The sequence below is a fragment of the Nakamurella multipartita DSM 44233 genome, from assembly GCF_000024365.1.
In the GTDB taxonomy this organism is placed as follows: domain Bacteria; phylum Actinomycetota; class Actinomycetes; order Mycobacteriales; family Nakamurellaceae; genus Nakamurella; species Nakamurella multipartita.
The window spans coordinates 4,033,884-4,053,490 of record NC_013235.1 but is presented as its reverse complement, the minus strand read 5'-3'; the positions used below and the strand labels follow the sequence as shown (position 1 = coordinate 4,053,490).

Below are 19,607 nucleotides of genomic sequence, written 5' to 3'. Positions count from 1 at the left end.
CGTGCGGGTAGCATCGGTATCTGTCGCCCGGAGATGGGCTGATCGACGGTGCCGGCGTGAGATTCGGGCGCGACTCAGATTGTGACCGATGCGGCGGGGCAGCTGCCCGTCGGCAAAGAGCCGCTCGAGGGAACGGCGTTCGATGGGGGTTGGCCGCGCCCGCTGGAGCTGCAGGTCGAGCCACGGACACTGCGCAGTGTGTCCAAGAATTCAGTCGCCCAGTCGTGGGCGGTGTGGCTGCGGACCTGCTGCCGCAGGATCCGCATGCGGCGACGCCGTTCCGCGACCGAACTGGTCGCGGCCTGATGGATGGTCCGGCGCAGATCCTGCAGGTCGTGCGGATTGACCAGGTAGGCGGCGGTGAGTTCGTCGGCAGCACCGGCGAATTCGGAGAGCACCAGGGCCCCTTGCTCGTCGTGGCGACTGGCGACATATTCCTTGGCCACCAGGTTCATTCCGTCTCGCAGTGAGGTGACCAGGAGGACGTCGGCGGCCAGGTACAGGGCGGTCAGCTCGGCGGGGGAATGCTGCCGCTGGGTGTAGTGGACGACCGGGTGTCCGGCCGTCGCGTGGGTGCCGTTGATGCGGCCCACCATGGCGGCGACCTGCTCGGCGTGCGTTCGGTAGTCGGGGATACGGTCGCGGCTCGGAACGGCGACCTGCACCAGCACCGTGCGGTCCGGATCGAGGTCGCCGCAGGCCAGTAGCTCCTCGAATGCCTTTAACCGGTGCAGGATTCCCTTCGTGTAGTCCAGGCGGTCCACGCCCAGCAGGACGGTCGTCGGAGACCCCAACAAGTCCCGAGTCCGCTGGGCTCGGGTCCGTGTCTCACGCTGCTGGCTGCGCCGGCCGAACAGCGCAAAGTCGATGGAGATGGGGAAGGCACCGACTCGTACCTCGGTCGAGACGCTCTCACCCGATCCGGCGTCGGCATCGATGAAGCGCAGCGTCCGGGTCTGGCCGCTGACCGTGGGCAGCACGCTAATAGTCCGGCAGGAGAAGTCCCAACAGCTCCGTATGAATTTCTCCACGTCACAGTGCCGTTGGAAGCCGACCAGATCGGCGCCCAGGATGCCCTGAAGAATCTCTTCCCGCCACGGCAGTTGGGCGAACAGGTCACGCGGTGGGAAGGGAATGTGGCTGAAGAAGCCGATCGTCAGGTCCGGGCGCCGTGCCCGGAGCAGAGCGGGCACGAGTTGCAGGTGATAGTCGTGGATCCAGACGGTGGCGTGCGGGGCGGCGCACTCGGAGGTAGCCGAGGCGAACCGCTCATTCACGGCGGCATAGCGGCTCCACCAGCGGTCATCGTAGTCGGGTCGGGCGGCGATGTCGTGGTAGAGGGGCCAGAGGGTGCCATTGCTGAACCCGTTATAGTAGTCCTGCACGTCCACGCTGTCCAACGGCACCGCGGCCAGCGTCACGCCATCGACGGGCAGCGGGGATCGAACGGGTCCGGCCCGCCCTGTCCACCCGACCCAGACCATGCGGGGATCCTGCACGACCGATCGCAGCGCGCTGGCCAGACCTCCCGGGCTGGGATGCCAGCGAACCGGTCCGGACCCGGGATCTGCGCAGTGCACCGGCAGCCGGTTCGCCACGATGACCAAGTCACCCGGCGTCCGCCCGGGCTGCTCACCGCCGCCGGCGGTCTGGCGCGGTGGCGGAATCGCTGATGCCAAGGTCGGTGGTGGCGCAGCCGCCGGAGGCGGTTGCCGGTTCCACATGGCCGGCAGCGCTCGGGTGCCCTGGTGCAGATGTCGCCACCAGGTCAGCGGGATCTCGGCCTCGCCCTCGACGAACGGCAGCCACAGCGCGCTGTCCGGATCGGGCGCGCCACTCGAATCAGTCAGCGCCGCAACCCATCCGCCGCCGGATTGATCGTGATAGATCACCCACGGTCGTCCGTCCAAAGTAATAGTCACCGCCCTGGGCGCCGCGCCGGGATGAGGCGCCCACCTGCCCCGGTAGACGTGATCGGACCGTGCGACGCTTTCGATTCGCTCTAGGACGTGCACGCGTTGCTCCTTCGAGGAACCGTCCGGAATCCGGCGAAGCCGCTGCGCCGTAGGGGACTGGCGGGTCGCCGAAGCTCACTAACTTGTTCCCAGGATCCAGACCTTTAACCGATGTTAATGCTTGCGGTGCGCGTGGGGAAGTGGTGGGCGGCAAGGCCGGCTTGGCCGAGGCTCTCGGCGGTTGCGGTCGAGTAGGGCGATCCACCGGCCCGGGGTTTGACCGGGGATCGGCCGTTGTTCACTGAACGGCCGGGATTGCCGATCAACTCCGTGCCCGTAACCCGCGGGATTGGACTGATCCAGTCTGGGTGGGCGATCTGATGGTTTTGAGTGGTCGAGCCGCTTTCCGGGATGCGGGAGCTGCTGAGGACGCAAGTCCCTCGGCCCGGGTGATGCGGGAGGCGCTGAATCGTCACCTGGTGAGTGGGTGGAGCCGGTCGTGGGCGAGCGCGGCTCGGGCGGCGTTGGCGCCGCAGGCGCCGTGCACTCCGCCGCCGGGGTGTGCGGCGGCGGAGCCGAGATAGAGCCCGCGGATGGGGGTTCCGGCCCGGCCGAGGCCGGGGATGGGCCGGAAGATGAGTTGTTGGTGGAGTGCGGCGGTGCCTGCGTTGAGGGCGCCGCCGACGAGGTTGGCGTCGCGGTTGTACAGGTCGGGTGGGGTGAGGATCCGGCGGGCCAGGATGCGGTCGGTGAATCCGGGTGCGGCGCGCTCGATCTTCCCTTGCATGCGGTCGGCTATTCGTTGGGCGTCGGTGTGGCTCCAGTGGCCGGTGATGTGCTGCCCGCCGGCGTCACCGCGGACGTGCTGGGGGACGTGGGTGTATGCCCAGAGTGCCTCGGTGCCGGGTGGTGAGCGGGTCGGGTCGGCGGTGGTCATCTGCCCGATCAGCAGGAACGGGTCGGCGGGGACGAGGCCGGAGTTGATATGGGTCATCCATTGGCTCAGGTCGTCGATGGATCCGGTGAGGTGCACGGTGCCCGGGGCGGTTGGTGGTGAGTCGTGCCAGGGGACGGGGCCGTTGAGGGCCCAGTCGACCTTGACGGTGCCGGGGTCCCATTGGAAGGACCGCATCTGCCGATGAACCCGGGCGGGCAGCTGCTCCCAACCGACCAGTTGGCCGTATAACGCGGGAGCGGATACATCGGCGATCACCGCTCGGCGCACGGGGATGATTTCGCCGTCGGTGAGCCGCACTCCGACGGCGCGGCCGTGGTCCACCTCGATCCGGGTAACTTCTGCATTGCAGCGGATGTCCCCACCCAGACCGGTGAAGCGGGCGCCCAGGGCGGCGGCGAGGTGGGCGGCGCCGCCCTGAGCGACGGGGAACCCGACGTCCTGGGCGAGCATCGCCAGGAGCCACCCGAACAGGCCGGAGCCGGCGGCGTCCGGGGGGATGTCGGCGTGGGCGGCGTTCCCGGCGATCAGTAGTTGGGCCGCCGTTCCGCGTAGCCGGGTACCGGCGAGGGTGCGAGAGGGTTCGAGCAGCATCCGGATGAACGACAGTGAACCAACTTTGCGGAGTTTGAAGGCGGCACGAAGGCCGGCCCGAAGCGGAGGGAACGGGGAGAGCAGCGCGTCGACGAGGGCGCCCCCGATGTGGGTCCAGTCGGTGTACATCCGCTCCCACGCGTCGCCGTCGCCGGCGTGCAGTCGTTCCAGGCCTTCGGCGGTGTCCCGTGGGTCGTGGTGGATCAGGGCCCACCCGCCGTTGCGGTCGGGGCTGCCCACGACGGCCGGGGCATGGGACCAGGTCAACCCGAACCGGTCCAGGTTCATCGCGGTGAGCACCGGTGAGGCGGCCGCCAGCGGATAGAACGAGCTGAAGGTGTCGTGGATGTACCCGTCCTGCACGTCGCTGTCGCTGGCCACGGCGCCCCCGATGCGGTGCTGCGCCTCCAGGACCAGGACGCGCCAACCGGCGTCGGCCAGGACATTCCCGGCGACCAGGCCGTTGGGCCCGGCCCCGATGATCACTGCGTCGTAGGAGCGCATGGCCCAGGGGTCCCTTCGGCGATCGGTGTCATGCCGCTCGGCCGGCCACCGCGGAGAACATCAGCGGTCATCCTGGGTCTGCTGGCGGGTGTGGTGTGGTGGGTCAGGGGTGGTCCGGCGGGTCGGCCAGGCGGGCGGCGGCTTCCAGGTGCAGGGCGTGTACGAAGGCCTGCGGGAGGTTGCCCCGCAGTTGGTGTTGGTGGACGTCGAACTCCTCGGAGTACAGCTCGGCCGGTCCGGCGCACGCGCGGGTCCGTTCGTACCAGCGGGCCGCCTCGACGGGCCGGTGCTGTTGGTGCAGCGCCAGGGCGACGAGGAATCCGCACAGAGTGAAGGAACCTTCGGCGTCGGCCAGGGGCCGGTCGTCGTGCCGGAATCGATAGGCGTACCCGTCGCGGGTGAGGTCGGTCAGGTACCCGTCGAGGGTGCGGATGGTGCGGGGATCAGCCGGGTCGATGCCACCGCGGAGCGGCGGCAGCAGCAGCGCGGCGTCGAGCGCCGGGTCCCGGGGGGAGCGTTGCCACCGCCCGCTGGGATGCACCGCGTTGGTGGCGGTGTCGGCGGTGATCCGGTCGGCCAGGGCGAGCCAGTCGACCGCGGCGGGCCCGGCGTGCGGGATCCGAGCGATGGCCCGCAGCCCGGCGGCGCAGGTGAGCCGGCTGTGCGTCCAGGGTTGGTTGTCGATCTCCCAGATCCCGGCGTCGGGTTCGGTCCACCGTGCGCTGATGGCGTCGGCGGCGACGATGGCGGCTTTCCAGTGGTCGGTGTCCAGCCGGTCGGCCCGGCCGGCCGCGGCGAGCAGCAGCAGCGATTCGCCGAACGCGTCGAGTTGGAATTGTTGGTTGGCCCAGTTCCCGATCAGGTTCTTGCCGCCGGGGTATCCGGGCAGGTTCAGGGTCCGCTGGTCCGGCACCGGTGCGCCGCCGGTGGTGTAGGCGGGTCTCAGGTCGGGCCCGTGGTCCAGGATCCGGGCGCTGACGAAACGGACGGCGTCGTCGAGCAGGGGCGGCGTCCCGGCCGTGGCGGCGGCCTGCCCGGCGTAGCACTGGTCGCGGATCCAAACGTACCGGTAGTCGTAGTTCCGGCCGGCCTCGGCGCGTTCGGGCAGGCTGGTGGTGGCGGCGGCCACCATGCCGCCGCTGGCCGAGGTCAACCCGCGGAGCACGACGTAGGAGCGGCGGGCATCCTTCGGTTCGAGGCAGCTGACGAGGTCGGGAACTGCTGTGTGCCAGGCGGTTTCGGTGGCCTCCCACATAGCCTCGGGGGCGGGGGGCCGGTCCGGGAGGGCCTGGTCGCTGATCTCCAGGATGAGGTCGTGGTGTGCGCCGGTGGGCACCGTCAGCTGCCCGGTCAGCGCGTGGCGCCGGTCCACCGGTCGGGTGTCGGCGGGGGCGCCGGTCCATCGCACGTGCAACGGGCCGCTCCGGCCGGTCCAGGTGCCGTCCGCGCCGTGCAGCCGGGTGAGCCCGTGCCGACCGAATCCTGCCCGCGGGGCGAGCGTGATTTGGACCTGGCCGCCCCCGTCGACGGCCAGGACGCGACGCAGCAGCACCACTCGATGAGGGTCACCGGGAAACGCGAGCGCCTCTCGGCACTCGATGATGCCCTGATTTGTGACCCAGCGGCTGCGCCAGATCATGCTGCCCTCTTCGTAGAAGCCGCCCCAGACGAACCGGTCCACCGGGGTGATCGAGTAACCGCCAGGGCCGTCGAGCAGCGCGGAGAAGACGGCGTCACTGTCCCACCGCGGGGCGCACATCCATACGATGTCGCCGCGGGGGCCGAGCATGGCGCCGCGTTCTCCGTCGGCCAGCAGGGCGTATTCGCGCAGCACCTGCGGTACGAACTGGTCCGTACCGGCATCCGGTTCGGGGCACCCGCTCACCGGCGGGCTCCTCGCAGGACCAGGGCGCCGGCGGCGGCGGACGCCCCGGCGACAGCGGCGCTACCCAGCGCCGCACGGCGGTAACGCGGCCAGATCAGGGCCGCCGCGATCATGCTGGTCGCGTGCAGGACGTCGACCACGGCGGCCCCGGTGACCAGCGCTTGGGTGGGTCGGATCATCACCGCCGTGCCCTGCAGCAGTTGCCGGCCACCGAGAATCCTGACCACGGGAGTGTCGGGGGTGGGGCCGGTCCCGCTGACTAGCCGGGCCACGGCCTGTGGCCGGAACACGGTCACCGCACCGGCCGCGGCCGTCACCGTGGCCCATGTCCGCGCCGCCCTCCGCGGGGTGGCCCGTCCGGGGGTCGTCATCTGCGGCGGACCAGCATCAGGGCCGCGGCGCCGGCCAGCGCACCGCTCGCCGTGGCGGCGAGCAGGCCGTGGTGGTGCGACGCCCACAGTTGCGGTGCGGAGTTCTTGGCTCGGTCGTCGAAGATGCCGTGTGTGCCGAAGTCCCTGCCGTCGGGTCCGTCGGCCGGTTTCCACAGGTTCGCCGGCGCGTCGGGGGGTTGCCTCTGCTTGGTCTGTTGGGAGGAGAACCCGGTTTTGCCCAGGTAGCGGTCCAGCAGTCCCGGGGCGATGGCGTTGGCGGCCAGGGTGCCGACGGTGCTGGCGCCGACCCAGTATTCCCGCCGCTTCGGGTGGTCGGCCGCGTACAGGACGCCGCGGGCGGCGACCTCGGGCTGGTAGATCGGCGGGACGGGTTGGGCGTGGTGGGGTAGCCGGGACAGCACCCAGGAGAACTGCGGGGTGTTCACCGCGGGCATCTGCACCATCGTCACGTGCACGTTCGACTTGTCATGCAGTAGTTCGCAGCGCAGCGCCTCGTGAAAGCCCTGGATCGCGTGTTTAGCGCCGCAGTACGCCGTCTGTAAGGGAATGCCGCGGTAGGCCAGCGCGGACCCGACCTGCACGATGGTGCCCCGGTCGCGGGGTTTCATGTTCTGTAGCGCGGCCATGGTGCCGTAGACGTATCCCAGATAGCTCACCTCGGTCACCCGCCGGTATTCGTCGGGTTGGATCTTCGCGAAGGGCGCGAACACCGAGGTGAAAGCGACATTCACCCAGACATCGATGGGGCCGAGCTCGCTTTCGACGCGGTCGGCGGCCGAAAAAACCTGCGCCTGGTCGGCCACGTCCGTCGGGATGGGCAGCGCGGTGCCGCCGCCGGCACGCACATCTTGGGCGGCGCCCGTCAGCCCGCTCTCGCCGCGCGCCAGCATCGCGACGCGGGCCCCGCGGGCGCCGAACGCCGAGGCGACCGCGCGGCCGATACCGCCGCTGGCCCCGGTGACCACTACGACCTGTGGAGTCATCTTTGCCTCCCTGAGGAGAGAGTGGAACCTGACGACCGGTCATCGGATCGGTCGATGTCATCCGTCACGTCGGCGGGTCAGCCTGCGTAGACCCGGAGACCTCGTGCATCGCGGGGGATTCGGTGGTCCAGCCGATGGACCACAGATCCGTCTGCTCGGATTCGCCGCCGGCGGCGGCGAATCGGGTGAAGCCTGCGGCCACCTGCGTGCGGTCCCCGAGTGGCATTCGATGCAGGATCTGCCGGATCGCCGCCCGTCGCCGATCCATCACGCTGTCCACCAGGGCACGGCCCTGGTCGGTCAGGGTCAGCAGCAGGTGCCGGCGGTCCGCCGGATTGTCCCGACGGTCCGCCAGCCCGCTGGCGACCAGTCGGTCGCAGGCCCTGGTGGCATTGGACGGATGTACCTGCATCGCCTCGGCCAAGGCGGCCAGGTGCATCGGACCCCGGCTGGCGATGATCACCAACGCCCGGAACTGAGTGAGGGTGACCGTGTCCTCGACCGGGGCCAGTGACCGGACGGCCACCCCGATCAGGACCCGAGATGCGGCCAGGACCGCTTCGACTTCGCCGAGGAACGCCAGGCCCTCCTGATCGGCCGTTGTCCAGTCGGCACCGGAGTCACTGCGACGCATGATGTCAGTCTTACGCAATCCTTGCGGTATCGCAATGGTCGGAGTAGTTCTGGTAGTGGGCGTGACTGTCCCGCCGGAGCGAAGGAGCACGCACGATGGCCGAATTGGTGGCGGATGTGGTGTTGTCCCGGTTGCGAGAATGGGGGGTGCGGCAGGTCTTCGGGTACCCGGGGGACGGGATCAACGGCCTGTTGGCGGCGTGGGGGAGGGCGAAGGACGACCCGCAGTTCGTGCAGGCCCGGCACGAGGAGATGGCCGCGTTCGCCGCCGTCGGCTTCGCCAAGTTCAGCGGTCGGGTCGGGGTGTGCGTGGCGACCAGCGGACCCGGCGCGATCCACCTGCTGAACGGGCTGTACGACGCGAAACTCGATCACGTCCCGGTCGTCGCGATCGTCGGGCAGACGGCCCGCTCGGCCATGGGCGGCTCGTACCAGCAGGAGGTCGACCTGCTCTCGCTGTTCAAGGACGTCTGCAGCGACTACGTGCAGATGTGTACCGTCCCACAGCAGCTGCCGAACCTGATCGACCGGGCGATCCGGATCGCTCAGACCGAGCACGCCCCGACCTGCGTGATCGTGCCGTCCGACGTGTTCGACCTGGACTACGAACCGCCGGGGCACGAGTTCAAGCAGGTCCCGTCCAGCGTCGGCACCGCCTGGGCGACCGCCGCCCCGGACCCGGACGCGGTCCGCGCCGCGGCGGACCTGCTCAACGCCGGGGAGAAGGTCGCGTTGCTGGTCGGTCAGGGGGCCAGAGGCTGCGAAGCCGAGCTGACCGAAGTCGCGGACCTGCTGGGCGCCGGCGCCGCGAAGGCGTTGCTGGGCAAGGACGTGCTGCCCGACACCCTGCCCTGGGTCACCGGTTCGATTGGCCTGCTGGGCACCACCGCCAGCTACCGGCTGATGATGGGCTGCGACACGCTCCTGACCATCGGGTCGAACTTCCCGTACACCCAGTTCATGCCGGACCTCGGGCAGGCCCGGGCCGTGCAGATCGACCGGTCCGGCAAGTGGATCGGCATGCGGTACCCCTACGAGATCAACCTCGTCGGGGACGCGAAGGCCACTCTCAAGGCGCTGATCCCGCTGTTGAACCGGAAGGCCGACCGGAGCTGGCGGGACCGGGTGCAGGCCGATGTCGCGGACTGGTGGCAGACCGCCGAGCGCCGCGCGTTGACCGCCGCCGATCCGGTCAACCCGATGCGGATCTTCCATGAACTGTCGCAGCGGTTGCCCGTCGACGCCATCGTGGTCAGCGATTCGGGCAGCGCAGCGAACTGGTACGCCCGGCACCTGCGCTTTCACGGCGACATCCGCGGGTCACTGTCCGGGACGCTGGCCACGATGGGTCCGGGGGTGCCGTACGCGATCGGCGCGAAATGGGCGCACCCGGACCGACCGGTGATCGCCCTGGTGGGAGACGGAGCGATGCAGATGAACGGACTGGCCGAGCTCATCACCATCTCGCACTACTGGTCGCAATGGGCCGACCCGCGGCTCATCGTCGCGGTGCTGCACAACAACGACCTCAACCAGGTCACCTGGGAGATGCGGGCCATGTCGGGTGCCCCCAAGTTCGCCGAATCGCAGACTCTCCCGGACGTCGACTACGCCGGATTCGCGACCGGTTTGGGTCTGTCCGGCGTCCGGATCGACGACCCCGATGCGCTGGGCCCGGCCTGGGCGACCGCGTTGGCGGCGACCCGGCCCACCGTGCTGGACGTGATCTGCGACCCGGATGTGCCGCCGATCCCGCCGCACGCCACCTTCGATCAGGTCAAGTCCGTCGCCGGGGCGGTGCTGCACGGTGACGAGGACGCCTGGGGTTTCGTCAAACAGGGTGTGAAACAGAAGGTGCAGCAGTATCTGCCCGGAACCAAGGGGGGAACGTCATGACCGTTGCGCGCCACCGCGGTCTGGCACGGCGGGCCCTGACCGACGTACGGACCGGCCGCTTCGAACGCAGCCTGTCGGCGGTGACCGCCGCCGGCGCCGCCATCACCGCGGCCGAGATCTACCTGTCCCATGACGGGGCCAGCTTCGGGAACAAGATGATGTGGTGGCCGGTGATGGTCGTCCCGACCGCGATCCCGGCCGGAATTGCCGCGGTGTTCTCAGCCCGCGCCGCCCGCACCGTCCTGCCGCTGACCAGCGCGGCCATCGTGGTCAACGGGCTGCAGGGCACCTACCTGCACTGGCGGGGCATCGCCCAACGCCCCGGCGGGTGGACCCGTTACAACATGGAGGCCGGCCCGCCGATGTTCGCGCCCCTGCTGGCATCCCTGGTCGGCGGGATGGGCCTGGTCGCCGCCGTGCTCCGGCGGGAAAAGTACTTCCGGTCATGACCTCCCGCGCTCCCGGACAGCGGGCCGTCACCCCGCAGGGCCGGGTTCGGTTCCCCGGCTTCGACGTGTTGGACCAGTCCGACGTATGGGACGACATCACCGCGGGGGTGGTGCTGGCCCGGCTCGCCCCCCCGAATGACCTGGGGTTCTTCACCGAGCCGGAACGGGCGATCGCCGAACCGCTGCTAGACCTGCTGCTGGCCCAGGACGCCGAGCCTCGGGTGCCGGTGCTCGCCCTGATCGGCACCCGGCTCGCCATCGGCGAGACCGACGGGTGGCACTACGACGACCTGCCCGAGGACGGGCAGGCCTGGCGCGCCACGCTCAAGTTCCTGAACCGGGACGCCGGCGATCGGCACGGCGGTCCCTTCTCGCGGCTGCGACCGGCCCAGCAGGCGGGGCTGATCCAGGCCGTGCAGGATCTGGCGCAGCGTGGCAAGACATGGCACGACTACCCGGCGTCCCAGGTCTGGAGCCTGTGGACCCGGTACGCCTGCACCGCGTTCTACTCCCACCCCTGGGCGTGGAACGAGATCGGCTTCCCCGGCCCCGCCTACCCCCGCGGGTACCTCAATCCCGGCATCAACGCCCGGGACCGCTGGGAAACCGCTGACCGGATCGACGTCGACCCCGTGCCCTTCGCCGCCCGCATCGACCTGGCCCGCCAGTCGCACACCGACCTCACCCACCGACCCGGCCGCGACCCGAAGGGACGGGGGCCACTGCCATGACCTTCTACGGGAACATCCGGAGCCGCAACGAATCGGCCTGGCTGCTGCCGACCGACGGGTCCCGGACCGATCACCGGCTACGCGCCGACATGCGCCGCTACGCCGACCACGACGAGGTCGACCTGGTGGTGGTCGGAGCCGGCGCCGGCGGCAGTGTCCTGACGCAGCGACTGGCCCGCGCGGGATGGAGCGTGATCTGCCTGGACGCCGGGCCGTTCTGGGACCCCGACGCCGACTGGGTCAGCGACGAACGCGCCTCGCACACCCTGTACTGGACCGACCCGCGGCAGATCGGCGGCGCCGACCCCGTCCCGTTGGGCTCCAACAACTCCGGCCGCGGCGTCGGCGGCTCCATGATCCACTACGCCGGATACACACCCCGCTTCCACCCATCCGATTTTCGAACCCGCACCACCGAAGGAGTCGGAGCCGACTGGCCCATCGCCTACAGCGACCTCCGGCCGCACTACGAACAACTTGAAGCCGAACTGCCCGTCGCCGGCCAGGACTGGCCCTGGGGTGACCCGCACGGCTACCCCCACCACCCGCACCGAGTGTCCGGCAACGGGGAGATCTTCCTCCGCGGCGCCGCCGCTGCCGGCATCACCGCCCGGGTCGGACCCGTCGCGATCACCAACGGCCGCTTCGGGAACCGCCCGCACTGCATCTACCGAGGTTTCTGCCTGCAGGGCTGCAAGGTCAACGCCAAGGCCAGCCCGCTGATCACCCACATCCCCGACGCCCTGGCGCACGGCGCGGAAATCCGACCCGACAGCCACGTCAGCCGGGTCCTGGTCGACGACCGCACCGGCCGGGTCACCGGAGTCACCTATCTCCGGGCCGGAGTGGAGCACCGGCAATGGGCCAGGGCCGTCGCCGTGGCCGGCTACAGCATCGAGACCCCGCGGCTGCTGCTGCTCTCCGCCTCCCCCCGGTTCCCCGACGGGCTCGGCAACGACCACGACCAGGTCGGCCGCTACCTGATGGTCCAGGGCGCCCCGCAAACCGCCGGCCGGTTCGACGACGAGATCCGGATGTACAAGGCACCGCCGCCGGAAGTGAGCAGCGAACAATTCTACGAAACCGACCCCGGCAAGCCCTACCGACGCGGATGGTCCATCCAAACCGTCAGCCCACTGCCGATCACCTGGGCCGAACACGTTACTGCGCAGGGACACTGGGGTGAACCGTTGCGGGAATACATGCGCGACTACGTGCATTGGGCCACCCTCGGCGCGCTCTGCGAATTCCTCCCCGATCCCGACAACCGCGTCACCCTGGCCGAGGAAAAGGATCGGCACGGGCTGCCCGTCGCGCACTTCGCCTACACCCAGACCAGCAACGACCGGCTGCTGATGCGCGCCGCGCAGGACTCGATGGAGACGATTCTGCATGCGGCCGGAGCAGGCGAGGTCATCACCATCGACCGGTACGCCCACCTCGTCGGCGGCGCGCGGATGGCCGACCGACCCCAGGACGGGGTCGTCGACGCCGACCACCGGGTGTTCGGCGTCCCCAACCTGTTCATCGTCGACGGCAGTGTTCTGCCCACCCAGGGCGCTGCCAACCCCGCCCTGACCATCATGGCGCTGGCCGCCCGCGCCGCACACCGGCTGACCACCCGGCGGGTCCACGCGGCCGCTGCGGCGCCGGCAGGCGCGTCGTGAGCATCACCGGAGCATCGATCGACGCGGTCACCGTCGCGGTGTACCGGTTCCCCACCGACCGCCCGGAGGCCGACGGCACCCTCACCTGGAACGCCACCACCGCGGTCACCGCCACCGTGCACGCCGGGAACCGGCAGGGCCTGGGCTGGACCTACAGCACCGCCGCGGCCGCGCAGGTGGTGACCGACCACCTTGCCCAGGCGATCACCGGGCGGGACGTCATGGACACCCCCGGGGCCTGGTCGGCGATGCACCGAGCCTGCCGCAACCTGGGCACCCGCGGACTGGTCATGCAGGCCATCAGCGCCGTCGATATCGCGCTCTGGGACCTCAAAGCACGCGTGCTCGGCATTCCCCTCACCGACCTGTTCGGGCGGGCCCGGGAGACGGTTCCGGTCTACGGGTCAGGCGGGTTCACCACCCTGTCCGACTCGGAGCTCGCCAAACAGGTCGACGAGTGGGCCGCGGCCGGCTGCCCGGCCATGAAGATCAAGATCGGCCAGTCCTGGGGCACCGATGTCGATCGGGATATTATGCGTGTCAACAGCTTCCGCGAAATAGCCGGCCCGGCGGTAGACCTCATGGTCGACGCCAACGGCGGCTACACAACCGGGCAGGCCCGCCGCGTCGGTGCCACCCTGGAGCGGCTCGGCGTGGTGTGGTTCGAGGAACCCGTCTCCAGTGACGACATCACCGGCCTGGGCGTTGTACGCGCGGCGGTGCGGTGCGACGTGACGGCCGGCGAATACGCTGCCGACCTGTATGACATCGATCGGCTGTGCCCGGTGGTTGACTGCCTGCAACTCGACGCCACGCGGTGCGGCGGCTACACCGGCTGGCTCCGCGGCGCCGCGATCGCCCAAGCCCACAACCTGCACGTCTCCGCGCACTGCGCCCCCGCGCTGCACGCGCCGGTCGCCGCCGCCGCGCCCAACCTACGGCACGTCGAATTGTTCATCGACCACGCCCGCCTCGAACCCCTCCTTGTCGACGGCACCCCCACCGTGCGACACGGCACACTCCACCCCGATGGGCGCGCCTCGGGGCATGGCATGACCATCGCGGCCCGGGCAGTTGACCATCGGCTGGCAGCACCCGAACACGCCGACTTCGACAGCCCAGCCGAACCACCGATTGGAGGATCACCATGAACTGCTACGACTGCGCCGGGAACGGCCACACCACCCCGGCGGTAGCCATCTGCACCAGTTGCGGCGCCGCGCTGTGCGGCGACCACACCCGCCTGGAAACCCACGACCAGAACCAGGCCGCCACCCCGGGCAACCCCAGCCACCACCGCACCCGCTCACTCGTCTGCACCAACTGCGACAGCGTTCTTCGCGCCGTGGCTGCCTAACGGACACCTGACTCGTCGCCCTGACCAGCCGCGTCGGGGTGATCATGGGCGGCCCGGCAAATGAACGCCGCGCGCCGCCAAAGGGACCGGTCTCCAACCGACACACCATGCACTCTGGTCAACGCACCAGGAAAGAGATGACATTCAATGCGACAAACGATTCCGCTGTACCGCGATCGTGCGGCCGCCGGGCTAGTACTCGCCGAGAAATTGATGAAGTATGCCGGTCAAAATGTCGCCGTATTCGGCGTCGGCGCGAGTGGTGTCCTAGTCGCGGCACCCGTTGCCGAGGCGTTGGGCGCCGATCTAGATGTCGTGGCGGTCCGGCAGCTGACCGTGCCCGGCCAACCGGATCAGGTTTGGGGAGCCGTCGCAGTACTCGGTGACTGTGTGCAGATCGTCGCCGAGCACCGCAGCGACCGGGAACGGTCGCGATCGGTCGAATTGACGGACACCGTGCGTCAGTGCGACCTGAGCCAGCTGCGTCAACTCGAGAACACCTACCGAGCCGGCCGGCCGTCCGAACAGGTCACCGGCCGGCTGGTCATCGTGGTGGGCGACGGGCTCACCAGCCTCGCGACCATGCGGGCCGCCGCCTCCGCCGTGCGCCGGCATCACCCCGCCCGGCTGGTCATCGCCCTTCCAACCGGCACCCCGCAAGTGCGTCGGATGCTCAGCAAAGCCGCCGACGAGGTGGTCTGCTCATTGTCCCTTGGACTGCTTCACGCCGAGTCGGTGTACAGCGAGGATGCCGGCATCAGCGTCGGTGACGTCAGGCGTCTGCTCTCCGCCCAAGCGGCCGGGGCGACGACTGTGTGACGATGGATCAGAGTCTGCCGCGGTGGATCGGCCGATCGCGTTCGAAACCGCTCGTGCGGGGCCAGCGTATCGAGAGTCGGCCACGCGGCGTCTCTCTGGGCGGTCGACACCCAGGAGGTGCACGTTACTGCTGGCGGATGCACATGGAGATCGGCCTTCAAGCATCGGGCTCTCGGCGGAGACATCGACCAGGCCCTGGACCCGACTACGGTGCGAACTCGTCACCGTCAAGGAGACCGACGGGCCGGAACAATCCGCGACTCGTCGACCGCCGCGACCGACGCTGACCTTGATCGGCATGCACGGCTTCGACCGGCAACTGGACCCGTTACCCGCCGCTGGACAGCCGCATCGACTTCGCCAGCGGTACGAGCCGCTGGGGTCAAGCCCAGCTGAGTGGTGTACGTGACGAGGTCCAGCCGCCGGTGATCTTCGTTGGTCAGGCGGCGGTGGTGATCGCGGGCGTGGTGCTGGTGTCCTCCTTCGCGTCGGGTCCGTTGGCGGTCTGGGAGCGGGCCAGGACGTCGATGCCAAGGTAGCGGCGGCCCTCGGTCCATTCGTCGTGCTGTTCGGCCAGGACGGCGCCGACGAGGCGGATCAGAGCGCCCCGGTCGGGGAAGATCCCGACGACGTCGGTCCGGCGGCGGATCTCTTTGTTGAGCCGTTCCTGAGGATTGTTGGACCAGATCTGCCGCCAGATCTCCTTCGGGAACGCGGTGAACGCGAGCAGGTCGGCCCGGGCCTGGTCGAGGTGATCGGCGACCGCGGGCAGCTTCTCGGCGAGCGTGTCGATCACCCGGTCGAACTGGGCAGCCACAGCTTTCGCGTCGACCTGGTCGTAGATCGAGTGCAGCATGGTCCGCACCCACGGCCAGCTGCTCTTCGGGGTGATCGACATCAGGTTCACCGCGTAATGCGTGCGGCATCGCTGCCACGAGGCACCCGGCAGGGTCGCGCCGATCGCGGCGACCAGGCCGCTGTGCGCGTCGCTGGTGACCAGCCGGACCCCGGACAAGCGCCGGGCGACCAGGCCACGCAGGAACGCCAACCAGCCGGCGCCGTCCTCGCGGCTGGTCACGTCCAGGCCCAGGATCTCGCGATGCCCGTCACCGTTGACCCCGGTCGCGAGCAGGGCGTGGACCTGCACGACCCGGCCGCCCTCGCGGACCTTCCAGGACCAGCGCGTCGGCCGCGAGGAACGTGTACGGGCCCTGGTCCAGCGGCCGGGTGCGGAACGCCTCGACCTGCTCGTCCAGGTCGCGGGCCATCACCGACACCTGCGACTTGGACAGCGACGTCACGCCCAGCGCCTGGACCAGCTTCTCCACCCGCCGGGTCGAGACCCCGAGCAGGTACGAGGTCGCGACGACGGAGACCAGGGCGCGTTCGGCGCGGGTCCGCCGTTCCAGCAGCCAGTCCGGGAAGTACGACCCGGACCGCAGTTTCGGCACCGCGACGTCCAGGGTGCCGACCCGGGTGTCGAAGTCCCGGTGCCGGTACCCGTTGCGGGAGTTCACCCGGTCCGGGCTGCGTTCGCCGTAGCCGGCGCCGCACAGGGCGTCGGCCTCGGCGCCCATCAGCGTCTGAATGAACGTGGACAGCATCGAGCGGAGCAGGTCCGGGCTCGCCGACGCGAGCATGTCGCCGACCATGGTCGTGGGGTCGTTAGGCTGCGCAGTGGTCATCGCGTGATGTCTCCTTCGACAGACTGTGAGAGGTCCTTCGAAGCCTCACGCGGTGGCCGTCCTCGTCCCGGGACCGACACGCCCCGACCTGCCTGGTCAGGGGGTCAAGGTCGATCAGTGGTCGTACACCACTCTGGTGGACTCAACTGCCGCTGGACGTCGACCACCTCCCGCTTGTCCTCCCCGACTACCGGCACCAACTCGGTTGCACTCGATTCCGAGGACACCAACGACTTCGAGACCGTCAACGCCATCGTCCGGACCACGGGGGGAACCTCCGACTCATCGCATGCCGCACGTCCGATGTCAACCACGGCATGGCGCTCAACCACCGCGACGCGCTCGACCCCGACGTCATCAATACCGTCTTCCAATGCTCGTCACCGGCACCGACTGGCAGGGCCCACATCGTGGGCCAAACAACTTTGTTCTCAAGCACTTTCCGGGCAGGGCGACAGAGTGGGCTTGGCCATATCGCTATGCCGGGTGTACCCGGCATAGCGAGTCGTGGTCGTTCGCGCTCGCCCTGCGGTTCGCCTCGTTCGCGCTGCTGGCTCCGACGGCGTCGACCGCTGATCCGCCATGACGTGGCGCCGAACTCGACGCGGGCCGGCTGGCCACCAGGCTGATTGTCGCGGTGGCCGGCGCTGACGTGCCGATGGCGCTCGCGGGGTCCGGTTGGCGGTGGTTGACGGCACGGTGACAGTTGGATGACTGCCCAGGTGATCCCGACCGGATCACGTGTTCTCCTCCGGTTCGACCGGCCCGGTGGTGGCGTCGACCAAGGCGCGGTGCAGAACGGCGATCAGCTCGGTGCGGCTCACGATTCCCTGCAGCCGTCCGACCTCATCCACCACGGGAATGTGGCGCAGTCCTTCCCCGCTCATCAGCGCGACGAGCTCGGCGACCGGCGCTGAACCCCGGATTGTCCGGACCGGGGACGTCATGTACTTGCTCACGGGGTCGAGGTTGACCAGATCGAGGCGGAAGAGGTCGTAGATGGTGGTGATGCCGACCACGTGACGGTCCTCGTCGACGACGGGGACCGCCTTGACCAGGTCGTTCGACATGATCATTCGTACCCGGTACATGTTCTCGGTCGGCTGGACGGTCTTGACCTCGCGGGTCATCACCGACTCCACCCGCAACCGGCCCAGCCGCCGGTCCATTGCATGGTCCTCGACGTCGCGGACGAGTGCCACGATGTCCTGCGGAAGCACGTCCAGACCCTGGTCCATCCGGCGAATCGCCGCGGTGATCTCGCTGGGCTGGATCGAAAGACGTTGGCCCGTGCCAGCCGGATCCGGCACCGGCGCGGGCACATGCGGGTACGTCCGCCCGGTCAGGTTGTTGACGGCGGCCGCGATGATCAGCAAGGTCAGACTGTTCACCGCGATCGGGAACACGGCGAACAGAAAGCCCTGCTCCTGTACGGCGCCGGTGCCCACAGCGGCGAACAACGCGCAGGCGCCACCGGGTGGATGCAGGCAGCGCAGCATCATCATCACCGCGATAGCCGCGGCGACGGCGACGGCCGCTGCGGTGATGCTTCCGACGGGTGTACCGTTGCCGATCAGCCGCGCGGTCGCCACCCCGATGACGGTGGAGATGATGTTTCCCCCGAGCATCGGCCACGGCTGTGCAAGTGGGCTTGCTGGTGCGGCGAACAGCAGCACCGCGGAGGCCCCCATCGGGGCAACGAGGGCGGGCAGGCCCGTGGGACCCACGTCCAACAGCCACCCGGCCAGGCCGCCTGTGAGCAGCCCGAGCAACGAGCCCAGCGTCCCGCGGATCATCTCCGATCGGCGGTAGGGCAGGGATTGCGGCCGCCAGGAACCAAGCCAGCGCACGACGAAATGATGTGCAGCCATTCCGCCCGTCCTCACGTGTTGGAAAGCGACGGCCCGGCGGGTGGCGACGGTGGGCGCGTCCCGCGGCATCGCGGCCGGGGGCCCGTTGGTTCGCTGGTCGATGCGGTCCGTCCGGTGTCCATGACTCGTATGATCCCAAACGCTCAGCAGCGCAACCCGGCGATGCACGGGATCCACCGGAAGTGTCGTTGTTCGCGATAGTTGCTTCTCTCGCACTTTTCGTGATGACCGCCGGGGACCTTCGTGAGGCCCTGAGACGGTTTCTGACCGTGCTGTTGTCGATGCTGATTCCGAGTCTGGCGTCTGTGATGATGACATCATCGCCGGGGTTGCGCAGGGAAGTCGTGATTGTCGAGCTTCCTCTGGCGCGGGGTCGCAGTGCCTGCGGTGCGATCGGGTAGTCGACGCGGGTGCAGGATCTGCTCCGGGCTCAATTAGGCCCAGTTTCGCCCTGCACCAGCTCCCAGCGCCGCGTCACGGACCATCCGGTTGGTGCGCTGACGTCGAGCTCGCTCCCGGGCATGGGCCAAACGAGCTCGTGCCCGGATCATGGATGGCGCGGATTGCGACGCAGCTCCCTGGAACGGTAGATGCATCCCGGCCGAGGCGGCGGGCCATCTCTCGGACACCCACCCCGGCCCGTTTCAGGCCCGCGATCCGCTCCCGCTCGATCAACGGCCCGCGCCGGCGGGACACCAAATCGGCTCCGCCCGCCACCGATAACCGGTCCTGCGACCGATCCCGAGCACCAGCCTGCTATCAAGCCTGGCGGGTTTGCGGCGGCTTCCGCAGCAGTCTGAGGGCCGTGAGTGGATGACCTACTTTCCACGGTTTTCACCATAGTAAATGGGAAGAACTTCAGATACCGTCGAGATCGCCAGTGAAGTGGAAGGGGTAGACAGATGTCTGTACCGCTCTACGATCCCAGGGTCGGGTCGCCCGACCAGCGCGACGTCGCCGGCAGGTACGGGGCCTGGAACGACGAGGCCATCTGACCGGGATGATGATGATCGTCGACCGGCCAGCCGAGGTCGAGGACCATTCGGAACTGGGCAGTGGGAATCTCAATGTTGTCAAGCTGCGTCAGTCAGCGGCGGTTGGGTTCAGCGGGTCGAGCGACGGTCAATCTGCCGTGGAGCAGCGACCTGGCCAGATCGTCGGATCGGCAGAAAGCAGCGGCTCGACTACCCGACCGCCTGGCACGAGTTCACCACCTAACAGGGGATGGGGA

At 69.2% G+C, this 19,607-nt stretch carries 15 protein-coding genes and 2 pseudogenes; 7 read left to right on the top strand and 10 right to left on the bottom strand.

What is annotated here, in order from left to right; all coding sequences use genetic code 11:
- Nucleotides 1-74: 74 nt before the first annotated feature.
- The 6 genes from NAMU_RS18265 to NAMU_RS18240 form a co-directional block, all read right to left on the bottom strand.
- The gene (locus tag NAMU_RS18265) at nt 75-1,607 is read right to left on the bottom strand and encodes an alpha,alpha-trehalose-phosphate synthase (UDP-forming) (protein WP_015748843.1); all 1,533 of its coding nucleotides are present in this window, start codon (nt 1,605-1,607) and stop codon (nt 75-77) included.
- Between the two features lie 820 nt (nt 1,608-2,427).
- Nucleotides 2,428-4,008, bottom strand: a complete 1,581-nt coding sequence (locus NAMU_RS18260; RefSeq protein WP_015748842.1) for a phytoene desaturase family protein — start codon at nt 4,006-4,008, stop codon at nt 2,428-2,430.
- A 103-nt stretch (nt 4,009-4,111) separates the two neighbouring features.
- On the bottom strand, nt 4,112-5,893 hold the full coding sequence (locus tag NAMU_RS18255) for a glycoside hydrolase family 15 protein (RefSeq protein ID WP_015748841.1): 1,782 nt from the start codon (nt 5,891-5,893) through the stop codon (nt 4,112-4,114).
- Entirely contained in the window at nt 5,890-6,264 is a 375-nt protein-coding gene (locus NAMU_RS18250) for a hypothetical protein (RefSeq protein ID WP_015748840.1), read from the bottom strand. Before NAMU_RS18250 ends, NAMU_RS18255 begins: the two co-directional genes overlap by 4 nt.
- Nucleotides 6,261-7,268, bottom strand: a complete 1,008-nt coding sequence (locus NAMU_RS18245) for an SDR family oxidoreductase (RefSeq protein WP_015748839.1) — start codon at nt 7,266-7,268, stop codon at nt 6,261-6,263. The genes NAMU_RS18250 and NAMU_RS18245 overlap by 4 nt, the downstream gene beginning before the upstream one ends.
- 64 nt (nt 7,269-7,332) lie before the next feature.
- Nucleotides 7,333-7,902, bottom strand: coding sequence for a MarR family transcriptional regulator (locus NAMU_RS18240; RefSeq protein WP_015748838.1), 570 nt, complete (start codon nt 7,900-7,902; stop codon nt 7,333-7,335).
- Between the two features lie 95 nt (nt 7,903-7,997).
- Here NAMU_RS18240 and NAMU_RS18235 point away from each other — a divergent pair, with 95 nt between their 5' ends.
- The 7 genes from NAMU_RS18235 (at nt 7,998) to NAMU_RS18205 (ending at nt 14,820) form a co-directional block, all read left to right on the top strand.
- Nucleotides 7,998-9,797, top strand: a complete 1,800-nt coding sequence (locus NAMU_RS18235; RefSeq protein ID WP_015748837.1) for a thiamine pyrophosphate-requiring protein — start codon at nt 7,998-8,000, stop codon at nt 9,795-9,797.
- Nucleotides 9,794-10,246, top strand: a complete 453-nt coding sequence (locus NAMU_RS18230) for a hypothetical protein (protein ID WP_015748836.1) — start codon at nt 9,794-9,796, stop codon at nt 10,244-10,246. Before NAMU_RS18235 ends, NAMU_RS18230 begins: the two co-directional genes overlap by 4 nt.
- Nucleotides 10,243-10,977 (top strand): gluconate 2-dehydrogenase subunit 3 family protein, encoded by a 735-nt coding sequence (locus NAMU_RS18225; protein WP_015748835.1) that lies wholly within the window; start codon nt 10,243-10,245, stop codon nt 10,975-10,977. The genes NAMU_RS18230 and NAMU_RS18225 overlap by 4 nt, the downstream gene beginning before the upstream one ends.
- A complete protein-coding gene (locus NAMU_RS18220; protein WP_015748834.1) occupies nt 10,974-12,644 on the top strand; it encodes a GMC family oxidoreductase in 1,671 nt (556 codons plus the stop codon). The genes NAMU_RS18225 and NAMU_RS18220 overlap by 4 nt, the downstream gene beginning before the upstream one ends.
- The gene (locus tag NAMU_RS18215) at nt 12,641-13,795 is read left to right on the top strand and encodes an enolase C-terminal domain-like protein (RefSeq protein ID WP_015748833.1); all 1,155 of its coding nucleotides are present in this window, start codon (nt 12,641-12,643) and stop codon (nt 13,793-13,795) included. The genes NAMU_RS18220 and NAMU_RS18215 overlap by 4 nt, the downstream gene beginning before the upstream one ends.
- Nucleotides 13,792-14,001: a DUF2180 family protein gene (locus NAMU_RS18210; RefSeq protein ID WP_015748832.1), complete on the top strand. Its 210-nt coding sequence runs from the start codon at nt 13,792-13,794 to the stop codon at nt 13,999-14,001. The genes NAMU_RS18215 and NAMU_RS18210 overlap by 4 nt, the downstream gene beginning before the upstream one ends.
- Before the next feature lie 147 nt (nt 14,002-14,148).
- The gene (locus NAMU_RS18205; RefSeq protein ID WP_015748831.1) at nt 14,149-14,820 is read left to right on the top strand and encodes a phosphoribosyltransferase; all 672 of its coding nucleotides are present in this window, start codon (nt 14,149-14,151) and stop codon (nt 14,818-14,820) included.
- A 439-nt stretch (nt 14,821-15,259) separates the two neighbouring features.
- On the opposite strand, the pseudogene NAMU_RS18200 reads toward NAMU_RS18205, so the two are convergent.
- The 4 genes and pseudogenes from NAMU_RS18200 to NAMU_RS31490 all read right to left on the bottom strand — a co-directional run bounded on the left by NAMU_RS18200 (nt 15,260) and on the right by NAMU_RS31490 (nt 19,418).
- Nucleotides 15,260-16,505: pseudogene (locus NAMU_RS18200) on the bottom strand (IS256 family transposase).
- Between the two features lie 737 nt (nt 16,506-17,242).
- On the bottom strand, nt 17,243-18,553 hold the full coding sequence (locus NAMU_RS18190; protein WP_169312519.1) for an HPP family protein: 1,311 nt from the start codon (nt 18,551-18,553) through the stop codon (nt 17,243-17,245).
- A gap of 385 nt (nt 18,554-18,938) precedes the next feature.
- A pseudogene (locus tag NAMU_RS32050) lies at nt 18,939-19,045 on the bottom strand (helix-turn-helix domain-containing protein); the annotation flags it as partial.
- A gap of 247 nt (nt 19,046-19,292) precedes the next feature.
- A complete protein-coding gene (locus NAMU_RS31490; protein ID WP_281023774.1) occupies nt 19,293-19,418 on the bottom strand; it encodes a hypothetical protein in 126 nt (41 codons plus the stop codon).
- Nucleotides 19,419-19,607 lie beyond the last annotated feature (189 nt).

Coding starts and splice junctions, on each gene's coding strand:
- NAMU_RS18260 (WP_015748842.1), bottom strand. CDS start 4,008: ATGCGCTCCTACGACGCAGTGATCATCGGGGCCGGGCCCAACGGCCTG.
- NAMU_RS18250 (WP_015748840.1), bottom strand. CDS start 6,264: ATGACGACCCCCGGACGGGCCACCCCGCGGAGGGCGGCGCGGACATGG.
- NAMU_RS18245 (WP_015748839.1), bottom strand. CDS start 7,268: ATGACTCCACAGGTCGTAGTGGTCACCGGGGCCAGCGGCGGTATCGGC.
- NAMU_RS18240 (WP_015748838.1), bottom strand. CDS start 7,902: ATGCGTCGCAGTGACTCCGGTGCCGACTGGACAACGGCCGATCAGGAG.
- NAMU_RS18235 (WP_015748837.1), top strand. CDS start 7,998: ATGGCCGAATTGGTGGCGGATGTGGTGTTGTCCCGGTTGCGAGAATGG.
- NAMU_RS18230 (WP_015748836.1), top strand. CDS start 9,794: ATGACCGTTGCGCGCCACCGCGGTCTGGCACGGCGGGCCCTGACCGAC.
- NAMU_RS18225 (WP_015748835.1), top strand. CDS start 10,243: ATGACCTCCCGCGCTCCCGGACAGCGGGCCGTCACCCCGCAGGGCCGG.
- NAMU_RS18220 (WP_015748834.1), top strand. CDS start 10,974: ATGACCTTCTACGGGAACATCCGGAGCCGCAACGAATCGGCCTGGCTG.
- NAMU_RS18210 (WP_015748832.1), top strand. CDS start 13,792: ATGAACTGCTACGACTGCGCCGGGAACGGCCACACCACCCCGGCGGTA.
- NAMU_RS18205 (WP_015748831.1), top strand. CDS start 14,149: ATGCGACAAACGATTCCGCTGTACCGCGATCGTGCGGCCGCCGGGCTA.
- NAMU_RS31490 (WP_281023774.1), bottom strand. CDS start 19,418: ATGGTCCTCGACCTCGGCTGGCCGGTCGACGATCATCATCATCCCGGT.